This is a genomic window from Azospirillum lipoferum (assembly GCF_024170005.1).
Classification (GTDB): domain Bacteria; phylum Pseudomonadota; class Alphaproteobacteria; order Azospirillales; family Azospirillaceae; genus Azospirillum; species Azospirillum lipoferum.
On the sequence record NZ_JALJXJ010000001.1, the window covers coordinates 213,416 to 232,111 of the forward strand.

Genomic DNA, 18,696 nt, shown 5'->3' on the forward strand with positions numbered 1-18,696 from the left:
CCGCCGTTATATGGCGAGCCGTGGGGATAAGTCCATAAGGCGCCGCGCAAGGCAGATTCGCGGGCGCCTCCGGCTCCCTACGCTCCCTTGAACACCAGATGCTTCGATGCCGCGAAGTTGAAGAACATGCCGGCGATGGAGCCTGCGGCAACCGCCAGGAAGGGATGTTCGGCGACCGTCTGCACGCTTGATTCCAGCCCGACGGAGACGCCGTAATTCACCACGCCGCCGATGGCGTTGGCGGCGATGAATTTCGCCCATTGCCGGTGCAGCGGCTCGTCCACAGCACCGCGGAAGGTGAAGGCGCGGTTCAGTGCCCAGGTCGCCGTCGCCGCCGCGAAGAAGGAGGGCACGCGGGCGGCGAAGAACTGCAAGCCCAGCGCAAGGCCGGCGTAGAGCACCACCGTGTCCACCACCAGCCCGATGATGCCCACCACGCCGAACTTGGCGAACTGCACTCCCAGCCGGCCGAGCCGGCTGTCCAGAAGGCTCGTGACCGATGCCATCACCGGCGCTCGTTCCCGCGGTCCGCCGCCAGCGGCCGATGGTTGCCCGGTGCGCGCAGCGACAGGTAGCTCATGCGCTTGGCCTCGCGGCGGCCGTGGGTGACGGTGTCCAAAATCAGGCCGCAGGTCAGGCTGAGGAAGGCCAGCAGCATCAGCCCGGTGGCGAGCAGGGCGGTGGGAAAGCGCGGGACCAGCCCGGTCTGGAAGTAGGTGGCGATCACCGGCACGCCCAGGATCACCGACAGCAGGGCCAGCAGCCCGAAGGCGGCGGAGAAGAAGGGCAGGGGACGCTCCTCCTTCACCAGGATGATGATGGTGCGCAGGATGCGGATGCCGTCGCGGATGGTGTTCAGCTTGCTGTGCGATCCGGGCGGACGGTCCTTGTAGGGGGTCTTCACCTCGGCGATCGGCATGCGCAGCTCCAGCGCATGGACGGTCAGCTCCGTTTCGGTCTCGAAACCGCTGGCAAGCGCCGGGAAGGACTTGACGAAGCGGCGGGAGAACACCCGGTAGCCCGACAGCATGTCGCCGATGCGGCTGCCGAAGATCTTGGCGACCATGCCGGTCAGCACGAGGTTGCCGAAACGGTGGCCGGGACGGTAGGCGGCGACGATCTCCGTCACCCGCGCGCCGTTGACCATGTCCAACTGCTCGTCCCACAGGCGCTTCACCAGTTCCGGGGCGCTGGCGGCGTGATAGGTGTCGTCGCCGTCGACCAGCACATACACGTCCGCCTCGATGTCGGCGAACATGCGGCGCATGACGTTGCCCTTGCCCTGCAACGGCTCGCTCCGGACCACGGCGCCTGCGGCGCGCGCGACTTCCACCGTCCGGTCCTTCGAGTTGTTGTCGTAGACATAGACGATGGCGTCGGGCAGGGCGGCGCGGAAGTCCTGCACCACCTTGCCGATTGCCGCCTCCTCGTTATAACAGGGGATCAGCACCGCGACGGTGGGGGCCGGGCCGGCCTCCGCAGCCGCCGACGGCGTTCCGGACGCGCCGGCATCCGGGGTGAGGGCGGGGCGGTCGGCAGGGCGGTCGAGGGTCGATACGGTCATGGCGCTGGCTTCTGGCTGTACGAGGGGTAGGCACGGGGGGCAGGCACGGCGGAATGGGCACGGCGTTCAGCGGCGATAAACAGCACAAACGCCGCGATTATTCCACTGTCTCCCTTTTGTCGCCCGCCCGGTCAACGGCGCATAGGTTCAGGGTCTCACCCAGATTGTTGGGGATCGGCCGGCAACGCTGCGGATCGAGCCTCAGGCCGAGCAGTTCTGCCGCCTTCGCCGCACCGGGGGTGTCGGGGATGGTGCTCAGCATCAGGAAGGGGCCGCGGTGGGATTCCACCTTGTCCTTCATGATGGCGAGATAGCCGTTGCCGACCGAGTCCGGTTGCAGGAAGTTCGACTGGATGCGCACGAAGGTGACCCGCGCCGGGAAGGACGGGATGACGTGCGCAATGGCCCAGTAACCGGCCATCAGCACCATGGTATCGTCCGGATTCGCGATCGGCGGCACCTCCGCCTTCACCCACTTGTCATCTGCGCCCCTTGGCCAGGCGACGCGTCCCCAGTCGGCCGGCTGCACCGTCAACTGCACCACGGCCAGCAGCGCCACCGCCAGCCCGGTGCGCAGCCGGCGCGCCAGCGGCAGCAGCCCGACCGCCATCACCAGTCCCAGGGGCGCCAGCATCTCCAGCGGCACCAGATAGCGGTAGATGCAGAACATCACCACCCACAGCGCGTAGGTGACGGTCATCGCCGCCAGCAGGAACCGTGTCGCCGGCACCGCCGTCAGCCAGTCGTTCCGCTTCCCCAACAGGCCCGTGACGACTGCACAGACGAAGCCGACCGGCACCAGGACGAACAGCGCCAGCACCCGCAGGTCGAAGAACGGCACCTCGCCCACCGTCATGGGAGAGAAGGTGAAGACGAAGGGGAAGAACAGCTGCTGCCACAGACCGGGCGGGAAGAAGCTGACATTGACGTAATCGGAGAGCGCGGCAAAAGGCGACTTGAAGATGTGGTTCATGTGCGGGAAGACCGGGTTCCCGTAATCGTGCCACAGATGCGCCATCCACAGGCCGCCGCCCAGCGCCAGCCCAACCAGCACGCCGATGCCGAAGAAGAAGGCCAGCCACAGCCGGCGCCACGGCCGGGCGGGCAGGGCCAGAAAGCCCAGACACAGCCCGACCGCATAGATCACCGTCGGGTTCTTCAGCCCCATCGCCGCCCCGGCCAGCAGCCCGGCCGCCGCGACCCGGGCGAAGCTGGGCAGCGCCCGGCCGTCGAGGATGCCGGGCAGGCTGCCGGCGACCACCGCCGCGGCGCCCAAAACCCCCAGGCTGACCACATTGTCCTGGAAGGTGGTGCCGATCAGCCCCAGCGTCCCGCCGCCCAGCCCGCCCATCACCGCGAGCGCCATGGCGATCAGCGTCCGTTTCAGCACCGGAACGTTCCGCAGGCAAAAGGATGCCAGCAGATACAGCAGCGACAGGTTGATGCCCTGTAACGTCCCCCACAGGAAGCCGGCCACCCGCGCCGGCAGATGGGTCGCCAGCCAATAGAAGGGCACGTCCAGGAAGGGGCTGTAGAAGGTCGGCATCTGTGCGGCCAGGAGATCGCGCCCGATCCGCCCGGTCAGCATCGCATAGCCGTTGTACCAATGGTAATTCCGCAGGTCCCAGTTCGCGTCCATCCCGAAGGTCAGCGTCAGCAGCCCATAGGCCGGCGGCGCCAACAGCAGGAAGGCGATGCCGATCAGGCGGGCGCGGTGGTCGTCGTCAGGTCTCGGCATCGGATCGGGCGGGCTTTCGTGAACTTGGATGGGGCTGGCGCCTTGGTATGCGGCCAAGCCGCCGGCTGCAAGGGGCGGTGCGGGTCAGCCCGGATTTGCCGGACCGTCCTGCCGGCGCAGCCAATCGGCCAGACCGGGCAGGGCGACATGGTCGCGGTGCCGATGTTCCAGCAGGAAATAGCGCCCGGTCTCCACCGCCGGACAGCCGGGGACCGGCACCAGACGTCCATCGGCCAACTGCCGCTCGATGAACAGCAGCGGCACCAGGGCTATTCCCAACCCGTCCTCCGCTGCCTGGATGGCGACATAGGTGTGGTCGACTTCCAGCCGGCTGCCCAGCCGGTCGACGCCGATGTGGTTGGCGGCGCACCAGTGCGGCCACAGGTCCCGCCGGGCACGGATGGCGATGATCGTGCGGTCGGCCAGCCCGTCCGGCATCGCGGCACCGTCCAGTTCCGCCAACAGCCGCGGGCTGCACACCGGTGCCGACCGCTCCGACATCAGCGGGTGGGGCGTCAGTCCGGCAAAATGACCAGGATCGCGGCGGATGGCGTAATCGAGCGGACGTGACAGGTCGATGCGGTCGGGTGCGGTGAACAATGACAGTTCCACGTCCGGAAAGGCCACCTTGAAGACCGGCAGCCGCGGCAGCAGCCAATGCATGGCGAAGGTCGGGATGCAGTCCAGATGCAGAACCCGCCCGCCACCGGTCTCGCGCAAGCTGCCGGTGGCGGTCGCCAGCTGGTCGAACAGCTCCGCCACCCGCACGAAATAGCGGGCACCGACCGGTGTGAGGCGCACCTGCCGGCGCGACCGGTCGAACAGGTCCAGTCCCAGCCACTCCTCCAGCAGACGCACCTGCCGGCTGACCGCCCCGGTGGTGACGCACAGCTCCTCGGCGGCCGCGCGGAAGCTGCCATGGCGCGCGGCGGCGACGAAGGTACGCAGAGCGTTGAGCGGGGGAAGACGGCTGGCCATCCGTTGATCTTTTCTCAACGGTTGCTGCAGAACAAGTCGTTTTTCGCCGCATCGGTCCGCCGCTACGGTGGCGCCTCGTAGTGACTGGCAGAGAGTGGCGGGGCGTGGACGAAAAAGCGGTGCCGGCGCGGCTGGTGTGGGCGTTGGGCGTGTCGCAGTTGCTCTGCTGGGGCGTGTCCTATTACCTGATCGGCCTGTTCGGGGAGGCGATGGCCGCCGACCTGGGGCAGGGGTTGCCGGCGATCCATGGCGGCTTCACCCTGGCGCTGGTGGTGATGGGGCTGGTGTCGTCGGCCGTCGGCCGCGCCATCGACCGGCGGGGTGGCCGGGCGGTGATGGTCGCCGGCTCCCTCCTGATGGCGGCCGGCTGCGTCGGACTGGCTCTGGCCCATGGGTTGCTCCTTTATTATGCCGCCTGGGTGCTGCTCGGCCTCGCCATGCGGATGGCGCTGTACGATGCCGCCTTCGCCGCACTCGCCCGCATCGGCGGCCGGGCAGCGCGTACGCCGATCTCGCAGATCACGCTGCTGGGCGGGCTGGCCTCCAGCGTCATGTGGCCGGTCGGGCAATGGCTGGCGGAAGGGCTGGGCTGGCGCGGCGCGCTGTACGTGTACGCACTGCTGGCGTTGGCGACCATACCGCTTCACCTGCTGATCCCGCCGGATCGCCATGTCGAACTGGTGCCGTCGGCCGGCGGTGCAGCCGGAGCGCCGCCACCGTCACCGCCTTCGGCTCTGGCGGCCATCCTCTACGCGCTGATCGTGGCGCTGACCGGCATGCTGAACTCCGGCCTGTCGGCCCATATGATCGGCATGTTGACCGGTCTCGGCATGCTGCCGGCGCTGGCGGTCTGGGTATCCACCCTGCGCGGCGTCGGCCAGTCGGCGGCGCGGCTGGCGGAGATCCAGTTCGGCAAGCGGCTGTCGGCCTTCGGCCTTTCCATCCTGGCGACCGGGCTGATCGTGCCGTGCTTCCTGCTGCCGGTGGGGTTCGGCGCGGCGCCGGCGGCGGGCATCGGCTTCGCGTTGCTGTTCGGGGCCGGCAACGGGCTGGTCACCATCGTGCGCGGCGCCCTGCCGCTGTCCTTGTTCGACCCGGCCCGCTACGGCCAGATCGTCGGGCGGCTGATCACCCCAGGCTTCTTCGTCTCGGCCCTGGCGCCGCTGTTCTACGCGCTGGTGATCGAGCATTTCGGCGACGCGGCGGCGCTGTGGCTATCCTTCCTGCTGGCTTTGGCGGCGCTGGCGGCGGCTCTGGTTCTGGCGCTGCGTTTCGGCGGCCGAAACGGAGCCTGACCGGGACGATCCGCACCCATTCGCGCAACAAAGATGCGTGCCGGTGCATTCGCGCATGCCTGTTCGCTCATTGCGTGCCGGGAAAAGGGCAAGCTTCCTCTGGCAATGGCTTGTTCGGTCTGCTATTCACCACGCTCTGCATGCGCACGCTTGCGCCTTCTTGCGCGACAGGATTTCTGGCGATGGAAAAGTTCACGGTTCTCACCGGCGTTGCGGCGCCGCTGCCGATGATCAACGTCGATACCGACATGATCATCCCGAAGCAGTTCCTGAAGACCATCAAGCGGACGGGGCTTGGCAAGCATCTGTTCGACGAGATGCGTTACACCCCCGATGGGCAGGAGATCCCGGACTTCGTCCTGAACAAGCCGGCCTACCGCAAGGCCAGCATCATGGTGGCGGGCGACAATTTCGGCTGCGGCTCCTCGCGCGAGCATGCGCCGTGGGCGCTGGCCGATTTCGGCATCCGTTGCATCATCGCCCCCAGCTTCGCCGACATCTTCTACAACAACTGTTTCAAGAACGGCATCCTGCCGATCAAGTTGCCGAAGGAGCAGGTCGACCTGCTGCTCGACGACGCGTCGCGCGGGTCGAACGCCGTCATCACGGTCGACCTTGAGAAGCAGACCATCACCGGCCCGGACGGCGGCACCATCTCCTTCGAACTGGACCCCTTCCGCAAGCATTGCCTGCTGAACGGCCTGGACGACATCGGCCTGACGCTGCAGCAGTCGGCCCATATCGACGGGTACGAGGGCAAGCAGCGCGCCGGCCAGCCGTGGATGTGGGGCTGACCACCCTCGTCCTCCCCCGATCCTCTTCAACTTCTGTCTTCTTGACGTCTGACATTTGGGAGTGTGCCCGCCATGGCCGCCAATAAGAAGCTTCTGTTCCTCCCCGGTGACGGTATCGGCCCGGAGGTGATGCGCCAGGTTCGCCGGGTCATCGACTGGATGGACCGCAAGCGCAAGATCACCTTCGACGTGTCCGAAGGGCTGGTCGGCGGTGCGGCCATCGACGCCCATGGCGTTCCGCTGTCCGACGCCACCCTGGCCGAGGCGCTGGCGGTGGACGCGGTGATGCTGGGCGCGGTCGGCGGCCCGAAGTGGGACAACCCGACCGACTACACCAAGCGTCCGGAAGCCGGCCTGCTGGCCCTGCGCAAGGAACTGGGCCTGTTCGCCAACCTGCGTCCGGCCGTGGTGTTCGACGCGCTGGTCGATGCCTCGACCCTGAAGGCCGACGTCATTCGCGGACTGGACATCCTGATCGTCCGCGAGCTGACCGGCGGCGTCTATTTCGGTGAGCCGCGCGGCATCACCGACATCGGCAACGGCGAGCGCCGCGGCGTCAACACCCAGGTCTACACCACCCCGGAAATCCGCCGCGTCGCCCGCGTCGCGTTCGAGCTGGCCCGCAAGCGCGGCAACAAGCTCTGCTCGATGGAAAAGGCGAACGTCATGGAATCCGGCCTGCTGTGGCGGCAGGAAGTGACCAAGCTGCACCAGGAAGAGTTCCAGGACGTCGAGCTGAGCCACATGTACGCCGACAACGGCGCCATGCAGCTGCTGAAGAACCCGAAGCAGTTCGACGTGATCGTCACCGACAACCTGTTCGGCGACATCCTGTCGGACGAGGCGGCGATGATGACCGGCTCGCTCGGCATGCTGCCGTCGGCCTCGCTGGGTGCTCCGGATGCCAATGGCAACCGCAAGGCGCTCTACGAGCCGGTGCACGGCTCCGCCCCGGACATCGCCGGCCGTGATCTGGCCAACCCCTGCGCGACGCTGCTGTCCTTCGCGATGTGCCTGCGCTATTCGTTCAACCTGGACGAGGATGCCAAGCTGATCGAACGGGCCATCCAGAACGTGCTGGGCGGCGGCATGCGCACGTCCGACATCATGGCCCCGGGCATGGCGCGCTGCTCCACCACCGTCATGGGCGACTCGATCCTGCGCGAGCTGGACAAGCTGGCCTCCTGATCGGTCCTCTGAACGGCGTTCAAGAAAAAGCCCCCATCTGATAAGGATGGGGGCTTTTTCGTCTGCACCATTCACAACGTTTCAATCACCTCCGGCCGGGCGGTCGGCCGTACGGCCGCCATGGCTCGCCTGTCCGCCCTTGCGGCCAGCTTCCGCGGCCAGCGAGGGATTCTTGGAGAAGCTGCGCGAGGATGCGGGCACGCTGCGTCCGCCCTTGCGCCCGGCTTCCGCCGCAAGTTCCGGGTTCTTTGAAAAGCTGCGCTTGTCGGCTGGCACGCTTTCACCGCCTTTGCTGGCGATCTGGCGTTGCCGATCGGGGTCCATCGACGCGAAACCGCGACCCGACGTACGATTGCTCTCTTTCGAGGCCATAACCAACCTCCGACTGTGCCTTGTTGGTTTGACAACCGGCAGGCCGCAAAGTGGTTCCCGCCTTGCCCTATTAATTCATTCATGTAATCGGGGGGACTCGGCATGGTGTCCGCCGGCGACCGCTTTTCGAACGAATTGCCGGTTGCACATCCTAACCAAGCATGGGCTTTTTACTCGATATCTAAGAAGTTCCGCATCTCGTTCGGATTTGATTCGGCAAGTGATGCAAGGCCTGCCGAATGTGGTGCTGCTGTATAAATCAGAATAATTTCTTGAGAAATATGCAAAAAATCCGGAATTATCTCGGAAGGCTTGCAATTTATCCAAGGGCATTTCGTGTATGTTGGAATTAATTGTTCGAGTGACTGCAATATTTTCTGAAAAAAATACTTTAAGAGTATGGTGATTGTTCAGGAAAATATTGGGAATGGATATGGAGTTTTATGGAAACTTTAAGAAATTGGCAAGATTTCCCGGAGTGTCATTGACCCTGTCCGGAGTGTCGATGCTGGTCCGTATGCATATGGGCAGGGGGTGACGATGCCGACCGTGCTTGTGGTGGATGATGATCCTTCGATTCGCCTGATGCTCCGTCGACTTCTTGAAAATGCGGGGGCGGAGGTTGTCGAGGCGGGGGACGGCGACGAAGCCATGCGGCTGTTCAGGGCAAACAGGCCGGATCTGGTGATCTGCGATGTGGTGATGCCCTATGCCGATGGTCTCTGGACGATCAGGACCATGCGGCGGCTTGCCCCGGCGGCCAAGATCATCGCCATTTCCGGTGGCGGTCGCAGCAAGGCGATGGACCTGCTGACCGCTGCGCAGCGGATGGGGGCCGATCACGCGTTGGTGAAGCCGATCGAAAAAAGCCAGATTGCGCTGATCATCGATTTTTGCGGAGGCGGCCGCTCCGTTCCTTCATCACCGTCCACCTCCTGACGTCGCCGGAGTGCGGGTCCCGTGATGTCGATCGATTCCGTGCGGCGTTTGTTGCGCAGGTGGTTCAGGCAAGCGGAAGCGACCGTCCCTCCACGGGCGCCGGCCGCCGTTCAACGCCCCGCCGGCGATGGAAGGCCGGGAGCCTCCGTGCCGGAGCCGCACCGGTTGGAGCAGCGCCTGTGGCGGCTGCTGATGCAGCCGGCGATCGCGTCGACCGGCCGGGTTCATCTGATCGACCTCAGCATGATGCGGGAGTGTCTGGGGGTAAACTGGCCAATCCTGCGTCAACGGGTCTTCGCCGCAGCCGATACTCTCATCGACCGGTCCCTGACCCGCAACGACATCAGTTTCAGAACCTCGGCCGACGACTATGTCCTGGTGTTCGCCTCGCTCGACCGGCATGCCGCCGCCCTGGTGTGCGCCAGGATCGCCCAGGAATTGCTCCAGCTGTTTCTGGGTGACGACCGGTTGGCCGATATCCGCGTATCGACCGCCGTCGGCGTCGTGGACGGGCATATCCAGTTCGAACATTCCTTTGCCAAGGTGCTGATGGCCAGTGCACGGCCGCAAGCGGATCGACGGACCGGCGACCGGACGGTCTCGGCGACGACGGCCACGGCTGCCGGTGACGGATCTCCGCCGATGCCCGCCCCCCTGGCCTATGCGGGCGAGGGAGAGGGGAAAACCCCGCTCGTCCTGCGTCAGCTGAAGCTGTCGCCCGATGACTCCGGCCGGTTCGGCGTCAAATACCGGCCGGTCTGGGACATCGGCCAGATGGTGATCTCGACCTATATGGGCGTCCCGGTGCGCAGCTTTCCCGACGGTTCTTTCGCGGAAGGGGCGGCAGCCCTGAATTCCGTCACCGATGCCGTGGAGATCCTGAAGCTCGATGCCGATGCGCTGGTCGGCTCCGTCGAGATCCTGCACGGACTCTTCCGCAGCAAATCCCGGCTGCTGATGTCGGTGCCGGTCTGTTTCGATACGCTTGCGGCCCGCCGCACCCGGCAGCCCTTTCTTGAAATCTGCCAGTCGATTCCCGATTACCTGCGCCGCTTTCTGATTTTCGAGCTTCTGCGGTTCCCGCCGGGGGTGCCGACCGGCCGGCTGAGCGAACTGCTGCATGAGGTCAGGCCCTATTGCCGCTGGTCCTTCATGCAGATGGATTTCAGGCAGCAGAGCTTCTCCAGCCTTGCCGGCACCGGATTGAGCGGCATCACCATGGCGATGCCTGGCGACCGCTCCGCCGAACCGCGACTGATGGAGGAGATGAACGCCATCGTCACATTGGCGGAGCGGGCTGGCCTGATGATATGCGTCACCGGCCTGTCGACCACCAGCATGGTGGTGGCGGCAAGGGCGGCGGGGGTCAGGCTTGTCGCAGGCAACCGCATCGGCCTGCCGCAGGATCGACCGCGGGCAATGAAGCGCCTGGACTGGCCCAACCTGTACCGCGAGGACGACGAGGGTGACGGGCAGGGCGGTTCATAGTGCCGCGATCGCCTCGGCCAGCGTCACCAGCCGGCGGGCGTTCTCGACATGCAGGGTCTCCACCAGCTTGCCGTCGACCAGCACCACCCCCTTGCCGGATGCCGCAGCCTCCGCATGGGCGGCGATGATGCGGTGGGCCTGGGCGATTTCCTCGGCATCCGGGGCGAAGGCGGCGTTGCAGGCGGCGATCGTCTTCGGATGGATCAGCGTCTTCCCGTCGAAGCCCAACTCGCGCCCCTGCCGGCAGGAGGCGGCGAAGCCCTCGTCGTCGTTCAGGTCGAGATGCACCCCGTCCAGCACCGCCAGCCCATAGGCCCGGGCCGCCAGCAGGCACAGCCCCAGGCTGGTGATCATCGGCAGCCGCTGCGCCGTGTGAGCGGCGTGCAGGTCCTTGGCGAGGTCCGAGGTGCCGAGCACCAGCGCACCGACGGCGGGCGAGGCACCGGCGATCTCTTTGGCATTCAGGATGCCGAGCGGCGTCTCCATCATGCACCAGATCGTCTGCTTGGCCGGCGCACCGGCGGCGCGCAGCACCGCCTCGGCCTGCCGCACCGCGTCGGCGCTCTCCACCTTCGGCAGCAGCACGGCATCGGCACCGCTGGCTGCCGCCATGCGCAGATCGTCATAGCCCCAGGGGGTGTTCAGCCCGTTGACCCGGACGACCAGTTCCCGCCCGCCATAGCCGCCGGCGGCCAGCGCGGTGGCTATGGTGTCGCGCGCCGTCGCCTTGGCGTCGGGAGCGACCGCGTCCTCCAGATCCAGGATCAGCCCGTCGGCAGGCAGGCTGCGCCCCTTCTCCAGAGCGCGGGCGTTCGAGCCCGGCATGTAGAGCACGCTGCGACGGGGGCGGACGGTCGTGGCCATGGCGGTATCCTGGAAATGCTGAAGATGGAGGAGGCCAGCTTTAGCCGCGCGCCGTCACCCTGTCCATGGGCCAAGCCGCCACAGATGTGCCCTTGCACGGCCCAGTGCATGGCTGCCATGCCGCTCACCCCCGCTGTCGAGGTGGAGTCGGCCGCTTTACGGCCGGCGGACCGTCGCTTACGCTTCCACCCATGAAAAGCGTCCTCACCATCCAATCACACGTCGCCTATGGCTATGTCGGCAACCGCGCCGCGGTGTTTCCGTTGCAGCGGCTGGGTATCGACGCCACGGCGGTGAACACCGTCCAGTTCTCCAACCACACCGGCTATGGCGCCTGGACCGGGCAGGTCTTCACGGCGGAGCATATCGCCGACATCGTCGACGGCATCGCCGCCCGCGGCGTGCTGCCGGCGCAGGATGCGGTTCTGTCCGGCTATATGGGCGCGGTCGAACTTGGGCAGGTGATCGTGGAGACCGTGGCGCGGGTGAAGGCGGCCAATCCCAAGGCGGTCTATTGCTGCGATCCGGTGATGGGCGACGTCGGCCGCGGCTTCTTCGTGCGGCCCGGCCTGCCGGAGTTCATCCGTGACCATGCGGTGCCCGCCGCCGACCTGATGACGCCGAACCAGTTCGAGCTGGAATATCTGACCGACCGCAAGATTGCGACGCTGGACGACGCGCTGGCCGCCACCGCGGCATTGCGGGCGCGCGGGCCGCGATTGGTCCTGGTCACCAGCCTGACGCGCAGCGATGCCGATCCCGACAGCATCGAGATGCTGGTGGACGGCACCGACGGTGCCTGGCTGGTGGCGACGCCGCGCCTGACCTTCGATCCGCCGCCGAACGGCTCGGGTGACGCGGTGGCGGCGCTGTTCCTCGCCCATTACCTGACCGCCTTCGATCCGGCCGACGCGCTGGAAAAGGCGGCGGCGGCGATCTTCGCCATCTTCGAGACGACGCGGCGGATGGGCACGCGCGAGCTTCAGCTGATCGCCGCCCAGGACGATTTCGTCGACCCGCCCCGCCGGTTCATCGCAACGCGCCTGCGCTGAACGCCGGCGCGACAGCCACGTCACGCCGCGGGAATTTTCGCGTGGCTGCCGATATCGGTGGGCCGTTCGATCACCCGCCCGGCCGGCAGCCTCACCGTCATCTTGGTGCCGGTCCCGGGTGCGCTGCGGCAGGTCAGCGTCCCGCCATGCAGATCGACGAAGTTCTTTGAGATCGACAGCCCCAGCCCGGTGCCCTCGTACCGGCGGTTGGCGGCATTCTCCGCCTGACGGAAAGGCTGGAACAGATCGGCCATGAAGTCGGACGGAATGCCGATGCCGGTGTCGGTGACCGTCAGCACAAAGCCGCCATCCTCCGCCATCCCGGCGGCGATGGTGATGCTGCCGCCGCCGGGCGTGAACTTCACCGCATTGGACAGCAGGTTCAGGATCACTTGCTTGAAGGCCCGGCGGTCGACCCACAGGGCAGCGACGGCGGCCGTCACCTCGTTGTGGATGGCCACCCCGCCGGCGGCGGCGCGGTCGCGCACCATCATCAGGCATTGGCCGACCGCCTCATGCGCCTCCACCGCCTCCTCACACAGTTCGAACAGGCCGGAGTCCAGCTTGGACATGTCGAGAATGGCGTTGACGATGTCGAGCAGATGCCGGCCGCTGTCGTGGATGTCGGCGATGCAGGACTTCTGCCGCTCGTTGACGGCACCGAAGAACTCGCTGTCCAGCACCTCGGCGAAGCCGATGATGGCGTTCAACGGGGTACGCAGCTCGTGGCTCATGTTGGCGAGGAATTCGCTCTTCGCCCGGTTCGCCAGCTCCGCCTGGGTCTTGGAGGCGATCAACTCCGCCTCCTGCTGCTTGCGGCGGGTCATGTCTCGGATGACGCCGACATAGATACGCGGTTCGTCCGGACGCAGAGCGCCGACCCCGGTGGGATATGCAGGGGGGTAGGAGGCCGCGGCGCAGGGGCCGCCGCCCAGCCGCAGGTCGCTGACAGTGAAGCCGACCGGGAAGGCATGGCCGTCACGGCGCAGTGCCGTCAGGTCGCGGTCGTTGGCTCCGCCGCGCGCATCGGGGATCAGCGCCTCGATCGGCTGGCCGATCATCTCGTGCTCCCGCAAGCCGAACATCATTTCCGCCGCGCGGTTGAAGGTGACGATGCGCCCGGCCGTGTCGAAGGTCACCACCGCGTCCGGCATGGAATCGAGAATGCCGCGGATCCGCCGCGAGGCGCGGGCCAGCCGGGCCTGATCCTCCTCCCGCCGGGCATGCTGGCGGACGACGAAGGCGGTCAGCAGGGCGATGGCGATGGTCATGACCGTGCCGATGGCCGTCCAGGCCGCCGTGTCGCGCCGCCATTCGGCCAGTGCCGCGGCCACCGGCAGGGTCGCCACGATGACGAAGGGATAGCCCTGCACCCGCCGCACGCTGATCAGGCTGTCGGTGCCAGACTCTGGGCCGGCCCCCGGACCGGGGACGGTATCGCGGATGGTGGCCTCGTCATGCGCGGCGAGCGCAGTCCACACCGCCGGCCAATCGGTCAGCCGGGCAGGTCCGCTGTAGCCCTGTGGCCGTTCCAGCAGGATCGTGCCGTCTCCCAACGCCAGGATCACGCTGCCCTTGCGGTCGATGTCCCGCGATTCCAGTGTCGCGGCCAACCGTGTCGGATCGACCATGGCGACCAGCACGCCGCGGAATCCGCCATCGGTGTCCAGCCAACGCCGGCTGAACGGAATGACCTGGGTCCCCGGTCTGACACGGCTGGTGATGGCGCCGCCGACATGCAGCTCCTGGCTGCGACCGTCGCGCGGCCCGGTGAAGTAGCTGCGGTCGGTCAGCGAAACCGCGGGAAGCGGCAGCTCGGCCGAATGATGCAGGGCGAAGCCGTCGCCGCCGACCACCACCAGATCGGCCAGTTCGGCGAAGGAATCGCGCCGCTGGCGCAGATGGTCATGGATGGAAGTGCTGCCGCGGCGGGCACCGTCAGGAAGCATGTCGAGCGCGAAGGACAGGTCGCGCAGCATCTGGTCCACCGCGAAGGCCGTCCGCAGCGTCTGCGATTCCAGCATGCGAGCGAGGTCACGGGTGGCGCGTTCGCCGGCGTCCAGCGCCTCGCGCCGGCCCTGGACGATGCCGTAGCCGATCAGCGCGTTCACCACCAGGATGAAGGCAAGACCGGATGCGGTCATCAGGAAACGCACCGATCCCAACCGGCCACGCAACGCCCGCGCCAGACCGGCGGAGGAACGGGGCAGCGGCGGGGAGGCGGACCCGGGAACGGGCATCGGCGTGTCGATTTCCTGTGGGGCTGGCGGCCGTACGGCCTGTGTTGATTAGACGAACCAACACCCTAATGAAAGCGTAACCTCACGGAAATATGGGTCATTCCCGCTGCGCGCAGATGTCGCGCCGCCGCCGGCCGGTTCCGGGGCCGGCTCCGGGTGGCCGACGCCACCCTTATTCTCCACCCTGCCATTCCCACCTTGCCTTGCCGTCGGCGGTTGCCGGGAGCGGCGCCATCCGCTAGGTAAGGACCCATCTTGGCAGCCGGATCTCCCATAATCCCATGACCGACGGACCGCTTTCGCTCTACCGCGCCCGCCGCGGCAGCGGCACTCTTCGCCCCGATCCCGACCAGGAACTGGCGGCGGAGAAGTTCCAAAGCCTGTATCAGGCGCTGAAGGGCTATCAGCCGCGGCCCGCCGGCGACGACAAGCCTGCCGGGGGAGGCTGGCTGGAACGCTTCGGCCTAGGCCGCCGCCGTGCCGTCCCGCCGCCGCCGGACATCGCCTCCACCGCACCGCAAGGGCTGTACATCTACGGCAGCGTCGGTCGCGGCAAGTCGATGCTGATGGACCTGTTCTATGAGACGGCACCCGTCGACAAGAAGCGGCGGGTCCATTTCCACGAATTCATGCTGGAGATCCACCAGCGCATCCACGACCACCGCCAATCGGGCAAGGGCAAAGGCGACGGACCCGACGAGGCGCTGCCCGAACTGGCCCGCGCGCTGGCCGACGAGGCGTGGCTGCTCTGCTTCGACGAGTTCCACGTCACCAACATCGTCGACGCGATGATCCTGGGCCGGCTGTTCACCAACCTGTTCGATTTGGGCGTGGTGGTGGTGGCGACCTCCAACTGGCCGCCCGACATGCTGTACAAGGACGGGCTCCAGCGCGAACTGTTCCTGCCCTTCATAGCACTTCTGAAAGAGAAGCTGGACATCCTGTCGCTGGACGGCCCGACCGACTACCGGCTGGACCGCCTGAAGGGCGTGCCGATCTACCACCACCCGCTGGGCGCTGCCTCCGACGCCGCCCTTGCCAAGGCGTTCTCCGACCTGACCGGCGGTGCGGCGGGCGAGCCTTGCAGCCTGACGGTGCAGGGGCGCCGGGTCGAGATCGACCGGGCCGCCAAATGCGTGGCCTGGGTCGATTTCTGGAACCTGTGCGGCAAGCCGCTGGGGGCGGCCGACTATCTGGCGATCGCCACCCATTTCCACACGGTCCTGATCGACCATGTGCCGACGATGAAAGACGAACTGCGCAACGAGGCCAAGCGCTTCATGACGCTGATCGATGCCTTGTACGAGCACAAGGTCAACGTCGTCATCGCCGCCGAGGGTCCGCCGGAGCGGCTCTACCCGGAAGGCACCCATGCGTTCGAGTTCGAACGCACGGTGAGCCGCCTGATGGAGATGCAGAGCGAGGACTACCTGCAAAGGCAGCATCTGACATAAGCGCGGGTTTCCACGCAGCCTGAAAGCTGTAACCCGCTTCGGCTTGTCGCTTCCCAGGGGATCCATCACTGGGTTTGGTGCTGCCCTGGCGAAATCGGCCTATGGCGTGGATTATTTCGTATCGGCGTCCTGTTCGTGTCGATTGGAAGTAATCCACGGCGGGGCATCCACTATGATGACGCGTTTCATTGTACTCGGCTGCATGCTGGCGGCCGGGCTGGCCGGTTGTGTCCCAAGTCCACGCTTCGAGACGACGACGAACTATTTTTCGCCGGTCAGCGAGGCCGGAAAACTTTGCGTAGCCCAATGCAGGCAGGTGCAATCCATGTGCGAGTCCGCGAGAGAGTTGGCCCTTCAAACCTGCCGGGCCGAGGGCCTGACCCGCGCACATGCGGATTATCGTGCTTATCTCAAATCATTGCCCAAGGACTACAACAAGAAGAAGATGAAGACCCTCAGCGATTTCGAGCGGGAAATCAGCTGTTCCAGCAATCTTTATTGCTCATCCGATTACGATCAGTGCTTCAAATCCTGTGGCGGCCGGATCGAACAGCAGACCTTTTGCGTCAAGGATTGCAAGCTGATGAAGCCGCCGCAGCCGGACGGAGTTGCGGTCGGACCGAAGACCACGCTCTGATCCCAGCGGTCCCGTCGAAAACCGCAGGGATCAGGGCAACGCTCAATCCTTCGTCGCCGACCGCCGCCGCAGCTCTTCGAAATCGCGGCCGGCATGGTGGGAGGAGCGGGTCAGCGGCGTCGCCGACACCATCAGGAAGCCTCTGGCCCGCGCCACCGTCGCGTAGCGCTCGAACTCCTCGGGCGTGACGTGGCGGGCGACCGGATGGTGGTTGGAGGTGGGGCGGAGATACTGGCCGATGGTCAGGAAATCGACGCCCGCCGCCCGCAGATCGTCCATCACCTGCAACACCTCCGCCGGCTCCTCGCCCAGCCCGACCATGATGCCGGACTTGGTGAAGATGGTCGGATCGTGCTCCTTCACCCGCTCCAGCAGGCGCAGCGAACCGTAATAGCGCGCTCCCGGCCGCACATCGGCATAGAGCCGAGGCACGGTTTCCAGATTGTGGTTATAGACGTCGGGCTGGGCGTCCGCCACGGTCTCTACCGCCCCCGGCTTGTTGCGGAAGTCGGGGGTCAGCACCTCCACCGTCGTGGTGGGCGCCGTTTCGCGCAGGCGGCGGATGCAGCGGGCGAAATGCGCCGCACCGCCGTCGGGCAGGTCGTCGCGGTCGACCGAGGTGATGACGACGTGGGCGAGGCCCAGTTCGCCGACCGCCTCGGCCAGCCGGTCCGGCTCGTGGGGATCGAGCGCGTCCGGCCGGCCGGTGGCGACGTTGCAGAAGGCGCAGGCCCGCGTGCACACGCTGCCCAGGATCATCACCGTGGCGTGCCGCTTGCTCCAGCACTCGCCGATGTTGGGGCAGGCGGCCTCCTCGCAGACCGTGTTCAGGCCGTGGCGGCGGACGAGCGACTGCGTGTCCTCGAACGCCGCACCGGCGGGGGCGCGGGCGCGGAGCCAGGCCGGCTTCTCGGCCCGATGCTCGGGCCGGGGACTGTGCATCGCGGGCAGGGCCATCAGTGGACAAGCTCCGGCTGTTCGGCGGCAGCAGGAACCGCCTGTGGCTGCACGATGATCTTCACGTTGCGGTCCTTGTGGGCGACCAGTTCCTCGAAGCCGCCGCTGACGATGTCGTCCAGCGTGATGCGGCCGGTGATCAGCGGCTGCACGTCGATCCGACCATCGGCGATGAAGCGGATGACGTCGGCGAACTCGCCATTGTAGGCCAGCGAGCCGATGACCTGCTTTTCGGTGGCGACGATCTCGAAGAAGTTGAAGGAACTGGGCTCCTCGAAGATGCCGACCAGTACCGTCTTGCCCGCCTTGCGGATCACGTCGATGGCGAGCTTCGCCGTGTCGCGGTGGCCGATGCACTCGAACGACACGTCGGCGCCGTAACCGCCGGTCAACGCCTTCACCTCCGCCACCGCGTCGCATTCCTTGGGATCGAGCACGATGGAAGCGCCGACCTCCAGCGCCTTGGCCTTGCGGGCGGCGGACATCTCAAGGACGATGATCCGGCCGGCTCCCGCCGCCTTCGCGCACATGATGGTGCAGAGGCCGATGGTGCCGGCACCGACCACCACCACGGTCTCGCCGACGATGCTGCCGGCCTTCTTCACCGCATGCATGCCGACCGCTAGCGGCTCGATCAGGGCGCCGGCCTCGGTCGGGAAGCCGTTCGGCAGCTTGTAGAGCAGCTCGGCCGGGACGTTGACCAGACTGGCGAAGGCGCCGTTGTTCATCAGGCCGGTGAAGGCCAGCTTCTCGCAGATGTTGTACATGCCGTGCTTGCAGTAATAGCACTCGCCGCAATGCTGGCAGGCATCGGCCGCCACCCGGTCGCCGACTTTGAAGCCGGTGACGCCTTCGCCCAGCGTCGCGATCTCGCCGCTGAACTCGTGGCCGAGGATGCATTGTCCCTTCAGACCGGTCAGCGGGTGGGGGGTGTCGACGGGGATGAAGACCGGGCCGGCAACATACTCATGCAGGTCGGACCCGCAGATGCCGCACCAATGCACCTTGATCTGCACCCAGCCGGCGGGCGGGGCGCCCGGCAGCGGCACGTCCTCGACCCGGATGTCCTTGCGGCCATGCCAGACGGCGGCCTTCATCGAAGTGGCACTCATGGTGTTGTCCTCCGGTTTTATCGT

Annotated in this window: 17 protein-coding genes; 8 read left to right on the plus strand and 9 right to left on the minus strand. The window is 66.5% G+C overall.

Going from position 1 to position 18,696, the window contains the following annotated elements; genetic code table 11:
* Nucleotides 1-77: 77 nt before the first annotated feature.
* From J2848_RS01065 to J2848_RS01080, 4 genes are all read right to left on the minus strand, one after another.
* Entirely contained in the window at nucleotides 78-506 is a 429-nt protein-coding gene (locus J2848_RS01065; protein ID WP_149230627.1) for a GtrA family protein, read from the minus strand.
* Nucleotides 506-1,564 (minus strand): glycosyltransferase family 2 protein, encoded by a 1,059-nt coding sequence (locus J2848_RS01070; RefSeq protein WP_149230628.1) that lies wholly within the window; start codon nucleotides 1,562-1,564, stop codon nucleotides 506-508. Before J2848_RS01070 ends, J2848_RS01065 begins: the two co-directional genes overlap by 1 nt.
* A 97-nt stretch (nucleotides 1,565-1,661) precedes the next feature.
* Nucleotides 1,662-3,302, minus strand: coding sequence for a hypothetical protein (locus tag J2848_RS01075; RefSeq protein ID WP_149230629.1), 1,641 nt, complete (start codon nucleotides 3,300-3,302; stop codon nucleotides 1,662-1,664).
* Between the two features lie 84 nt (nucleotides 3,303-3,386).
* Nucleotides 3,387-4,280, minus strand: a complete 894-nt coding sequence (locus tag J2848_RS01080) for a LysR substrate-binding domain-containing protein (protein WP_149230630.1) — start codon at nucleotides 4,278-4,280, stop codon at nucleotides 3,387-3,389.
* Between the two features lie 104 nt (nucleotides 4,281-4,384).
* On the opposite strand from J2848_RS01080, the gene J2848_RS01085 reads away from it, so the two are divergent.
* From J2848_RS01085 to leuB, 3 genes are all read left to right on the plus strand, one after another.
* Nucleotides 4,385-5,575 (plus strand): MFS transporter, encoded by a 1,191-nt coding sequence (locus J2848_RS01085; RefSeq protein ID WP_211103076.1) that lies wholly within the window; start codon nucleotides 4,385-4,387, stop codon nucleotides 5,573-5,575.
* Nucleotides 5,576-5,757: 182 nt separating this feature from the next.
* The gene (leuD, locus tag J2848_RS01090; protein WP_109087170.1) at nucleotides 5,758-6,369 is read left to right on the plus strand and encodes a 3-isopropylmalate dehydratase small subunit; all 612 of its coding nucleotides are present in this window, start codon (nucleotides 5,758-5,760) and stop codon (nucleotides 6,367-6,369) included.
* 72 nt (nucleotides 6,370-6,441) lie between these two features.
* A complete protein-coding gene (leuB, locus tag J2848_RS01095; RefSeq protein ID WP_149230631.1) occupies nucleotides 6,442-7,557 on the plus strand; it encodes a 3-isopropylmalate dehydrogenase in 1,116 nt (371 codons plus the stop codon).
* 81 nt (nucleotides 7,558-7,638) lie between these two features.
* Here leuB and J2848_RS01100 read toward each other — a convergent pair whose 3' ends face one another.
* On the minus strand, nucleotides 7,639-7,929 hold the full coding sequence (locus J2848_RS01100; RefSeq protein ID WP_109050568.1) for a con-10 family general stress protein: 291 nt from the start codon (nucleotides 7,927-7,929) through the stop codon (nucleotides 7,639-7,641).
* 540 nt (nucleotides 7,930-8,469) lie between these two features.
* Between J2848_RS01100 and J2848_RS01105 the strand changes: the two genes are divergently transcribed.
* Together J2848_RS01105 and J2848_RS01110 are read left to right on the plus strand one after the other, a co-directional pair.
* On the plus strand, nucleotides 8,470-8,868 hold the full coding sequence (locus J2848_RS01105) for a response regulator (RefSeq protein WP_149230632.1): 399 nt from the start codon (nucleotides 8,470-8,472) through the stop codon (nucleotides 8,866-8,868).
* 147 nt (nucleotides 8,869-9,015) lie between these two features.
* Nucleotides 9,016-10,356 carry a hypothetical protein gene (locus J2848_RS01110; protein WP_246193754.1) on the plus strand — a complete coding sequence of 447 codons (1,341 nt, stop codon included), beginning with the start codon at nucleotides 9,016-9,018 and terminating at the stop codon, nucleotides 10,354-10,356.
* Here the strand turns inward: J2848_RS01110 and J2848_RS01115 are convergent.
* Nucleotides 10,351-11,220 carry an HpcH/HpaI aldolase/citrate lyase family protein gene (locus tag J2848_RS01115; RefSeq protein ID WP_149230634.1) on the minus strand — a complete coding sequence of 290 codons (870 nt, stop codon included), beginning with the start codon at nucleotides 11,218-11,220 and terminating at the stop codon, nucleotides 10,351-10,353. The genes J2848_RS01110 and J2848_RS01115 overlap by 6 nt on opposite strands.
* A gap of 191 nt (nucleotides 11,221-11,411) precedes the next feature.
* Between J2848_RS01115 and pdxY the strand changes: the two genes are divergently transcribed.
* Nucleotides 11,412-12,272: a pyridoxal kinase PdxY gene (gene pdxY / locus J2848_RS01120; protein ID WP_149230635.1), complete on the plus strand. Its 861-nt coding sequence runs from the start codon at nucleotides 11,412-11,414 to the stop codon at nucleotides 12,270-12,272.
* A gap of 20 nt (nucleotides 12,273-12,292) precedes the next feature.
* Here the strand turns inward: pdxY and J2848_RS01125 are convergent, their stop codons facing one another.
* On the minus strand, nucleotides 12,293-14,512 hold the full coding sequence (locus J2848_RS01125; RefSeq protein ID WP_149230636.1) for an ATP-binding protein: 2,220 nt from the start codon (nucleotides 14,510-14,512) through the stop codon (nucleotides 12,293-12,295).
* A gap of 281 nt (nucleotides 14,513-14,793) precedes the next feature.
* Between J2848_RS01125 and zapE the strand changes: the two genes are divergently transcribed.
* Nucleotides 14,794-15,966, plus strand: a complete 1,173-nt coding sequence (zapE, locus tag J2848_RS01130; protein ID WP_149230637.1) for a cell division protein ZapE — start codon at nucleotides 14,794-14,796, stop codon at nucleotides 15,964-15,966.
* A 172-nt stretch (nucleotides 15,967-16,138) separates the two neighbouring features.
* Nucleotides 16,139-16,603: an Aq_678 family protein gene (locus J2848_RS01135; protein WP_149230638.1), complete on the plus strand. Its 465-nt coding sequence runs from the start codon at nucleotides 16,139-16,141 to the stop codon at nucleotides 16,601-16,603.
* Between the two features lie 42 nt (nucleotides 16,604-16,645).
* Here the strand turns inward: J2848_RS01135 and lipA are convergent, their stop codons facing one another.
* Nucleotides 16,646-17,560: a lipoyl synthase gene (lipA, locus tag J2848_RS01140; protein WP_149230639.1), complete on the minus strand. Its 915-nt coding sequence runs from the start codon at nucleotides 17,558-17,560 to the stop codon at nucleotides 16,646-16,648.
* A complete protein-coding gene (locus J2848_RS01145; protein WP_246193755.1) occupies nucleotides 17,560-18,672 on the minus strand; it encodes a 2,3-butanediol dehydrogenase in 1,113 nt (370 codons plus the stop codon). Before J2848_RS01145 ends, lipA begins: the two co-directional genes overlap by 1 nt.
* Between the last annotated feature and the right edge of the window lie 24 nt (nucleotides 18,673-18,696).

Excerpts from the sequence above, each read along its gene's own strand:
- J2848_RS01065 (WP_149230627.1), bottom strand. The coding sequence starts at position 506 with ATGGCATCGGTCACGAGCCTTCTGGACAGCCGGCTCGGCCGGCTGGGA.
- J2848_RS01070 (WP_149230628.1), bottom strand. The coding sequence starts at position 1,564 with ATGACCGTATCGACCCTCGACCGCCCTGCCGACCGCCCCGCCCTCACC.
- J2848_RS01075 (WP_149230629.1), bottom strand. The coding sequence starts at position 3,302 with ATGCCGAGACCTGACGACGACCACCGCGCCCGCCTGATCGGCATCGCC.
- J2848_RS01080 (WP_149230630.1), bottom strand. The coding sequence starts at position 4,280 with ATGGCCAGCCGTCTTCCCCCGCTCAACGCTCTGCGTACCTTCGTCGCC.
- leuD (WP_109087170.1), top strand. The coding sequence starts at position 5,758 with ATGGAAAAGTTCACGGTTCTCACCGGCGTTGCGGCGCCGCTGCCGATG.
- leuB (WP_149230631.1), top strand. The coding sequence starts at position 6,442 with ATGGCCGCCAATAAGAAGCTTCTGTTCCTCCCCGGTGACGGTATCGGC.
- J2848_RS01100 (WP_109050568.1), bottom strand. The coding sequence starts at position 7,929 with ATGGCCTCGAAAGAGAGCAATCGTACGTCGGGTCGCGGTTTCGCGTCG.
- J2848_RS01105 (WP_149230632.1), top strand. The coding sequence starts at position 8,470 with ATGCCGACCGTGCTTGTGGTGGATGATGATCCTTCGATTCGCCTGATG.
- J2848_RS01115 (WP_149230634.1), bottom strand. The coding sequence starts at position 11,220 with ATGGCCACGACCGTCCGCCCCCGTCGCAGCGTGCTCTACATGCCGGGC.
- pdxY (WP_149230635.1), top strand. The coding sequence starts at position 11,412 with ATGAAAAGCGTCCTCACCATCCAATCACACGTCGCCTATGGCTATGTC.
- J2848_RS01125 (WP_149230636.1), bottom strand. The coding sequence starts at position 14,512 with ATGCCCGTTCCCGGGTCCGCCTCCCCGCCGCTGCCCCGTTCCTCCGCC.
- zapE (WP_149230637.1), top strand. The coding sequence starts at position 14,794 with ATGACCGACGGACCGCTTTCGCTCTACCGCGCCCGCCGCGGCAGCGGC.
- J2848_RS01135 (WP_149230638.1), top strand. The coding sequence starts at position 16,139 with ATGATGACGCGTTTCATTGTACTCGGCTGCATGCTGGCGGCCGGGCTG.
- lipA (WP_149230639.1), bottom strand. The coding sequence starts at position 17,560 with ATGGCCCTGCCCGCGATGCACAGTCCCCGGCCCGAGCATCGGGCCGAG.
- J2848_RS01145 (WP_246193755.1), bottom strand. The coding sequence starts at position 18,672 with ATGAGTGCCACTTCGATGAAGGCCGCCGTCTGGCATGGCCGCAAGGAC.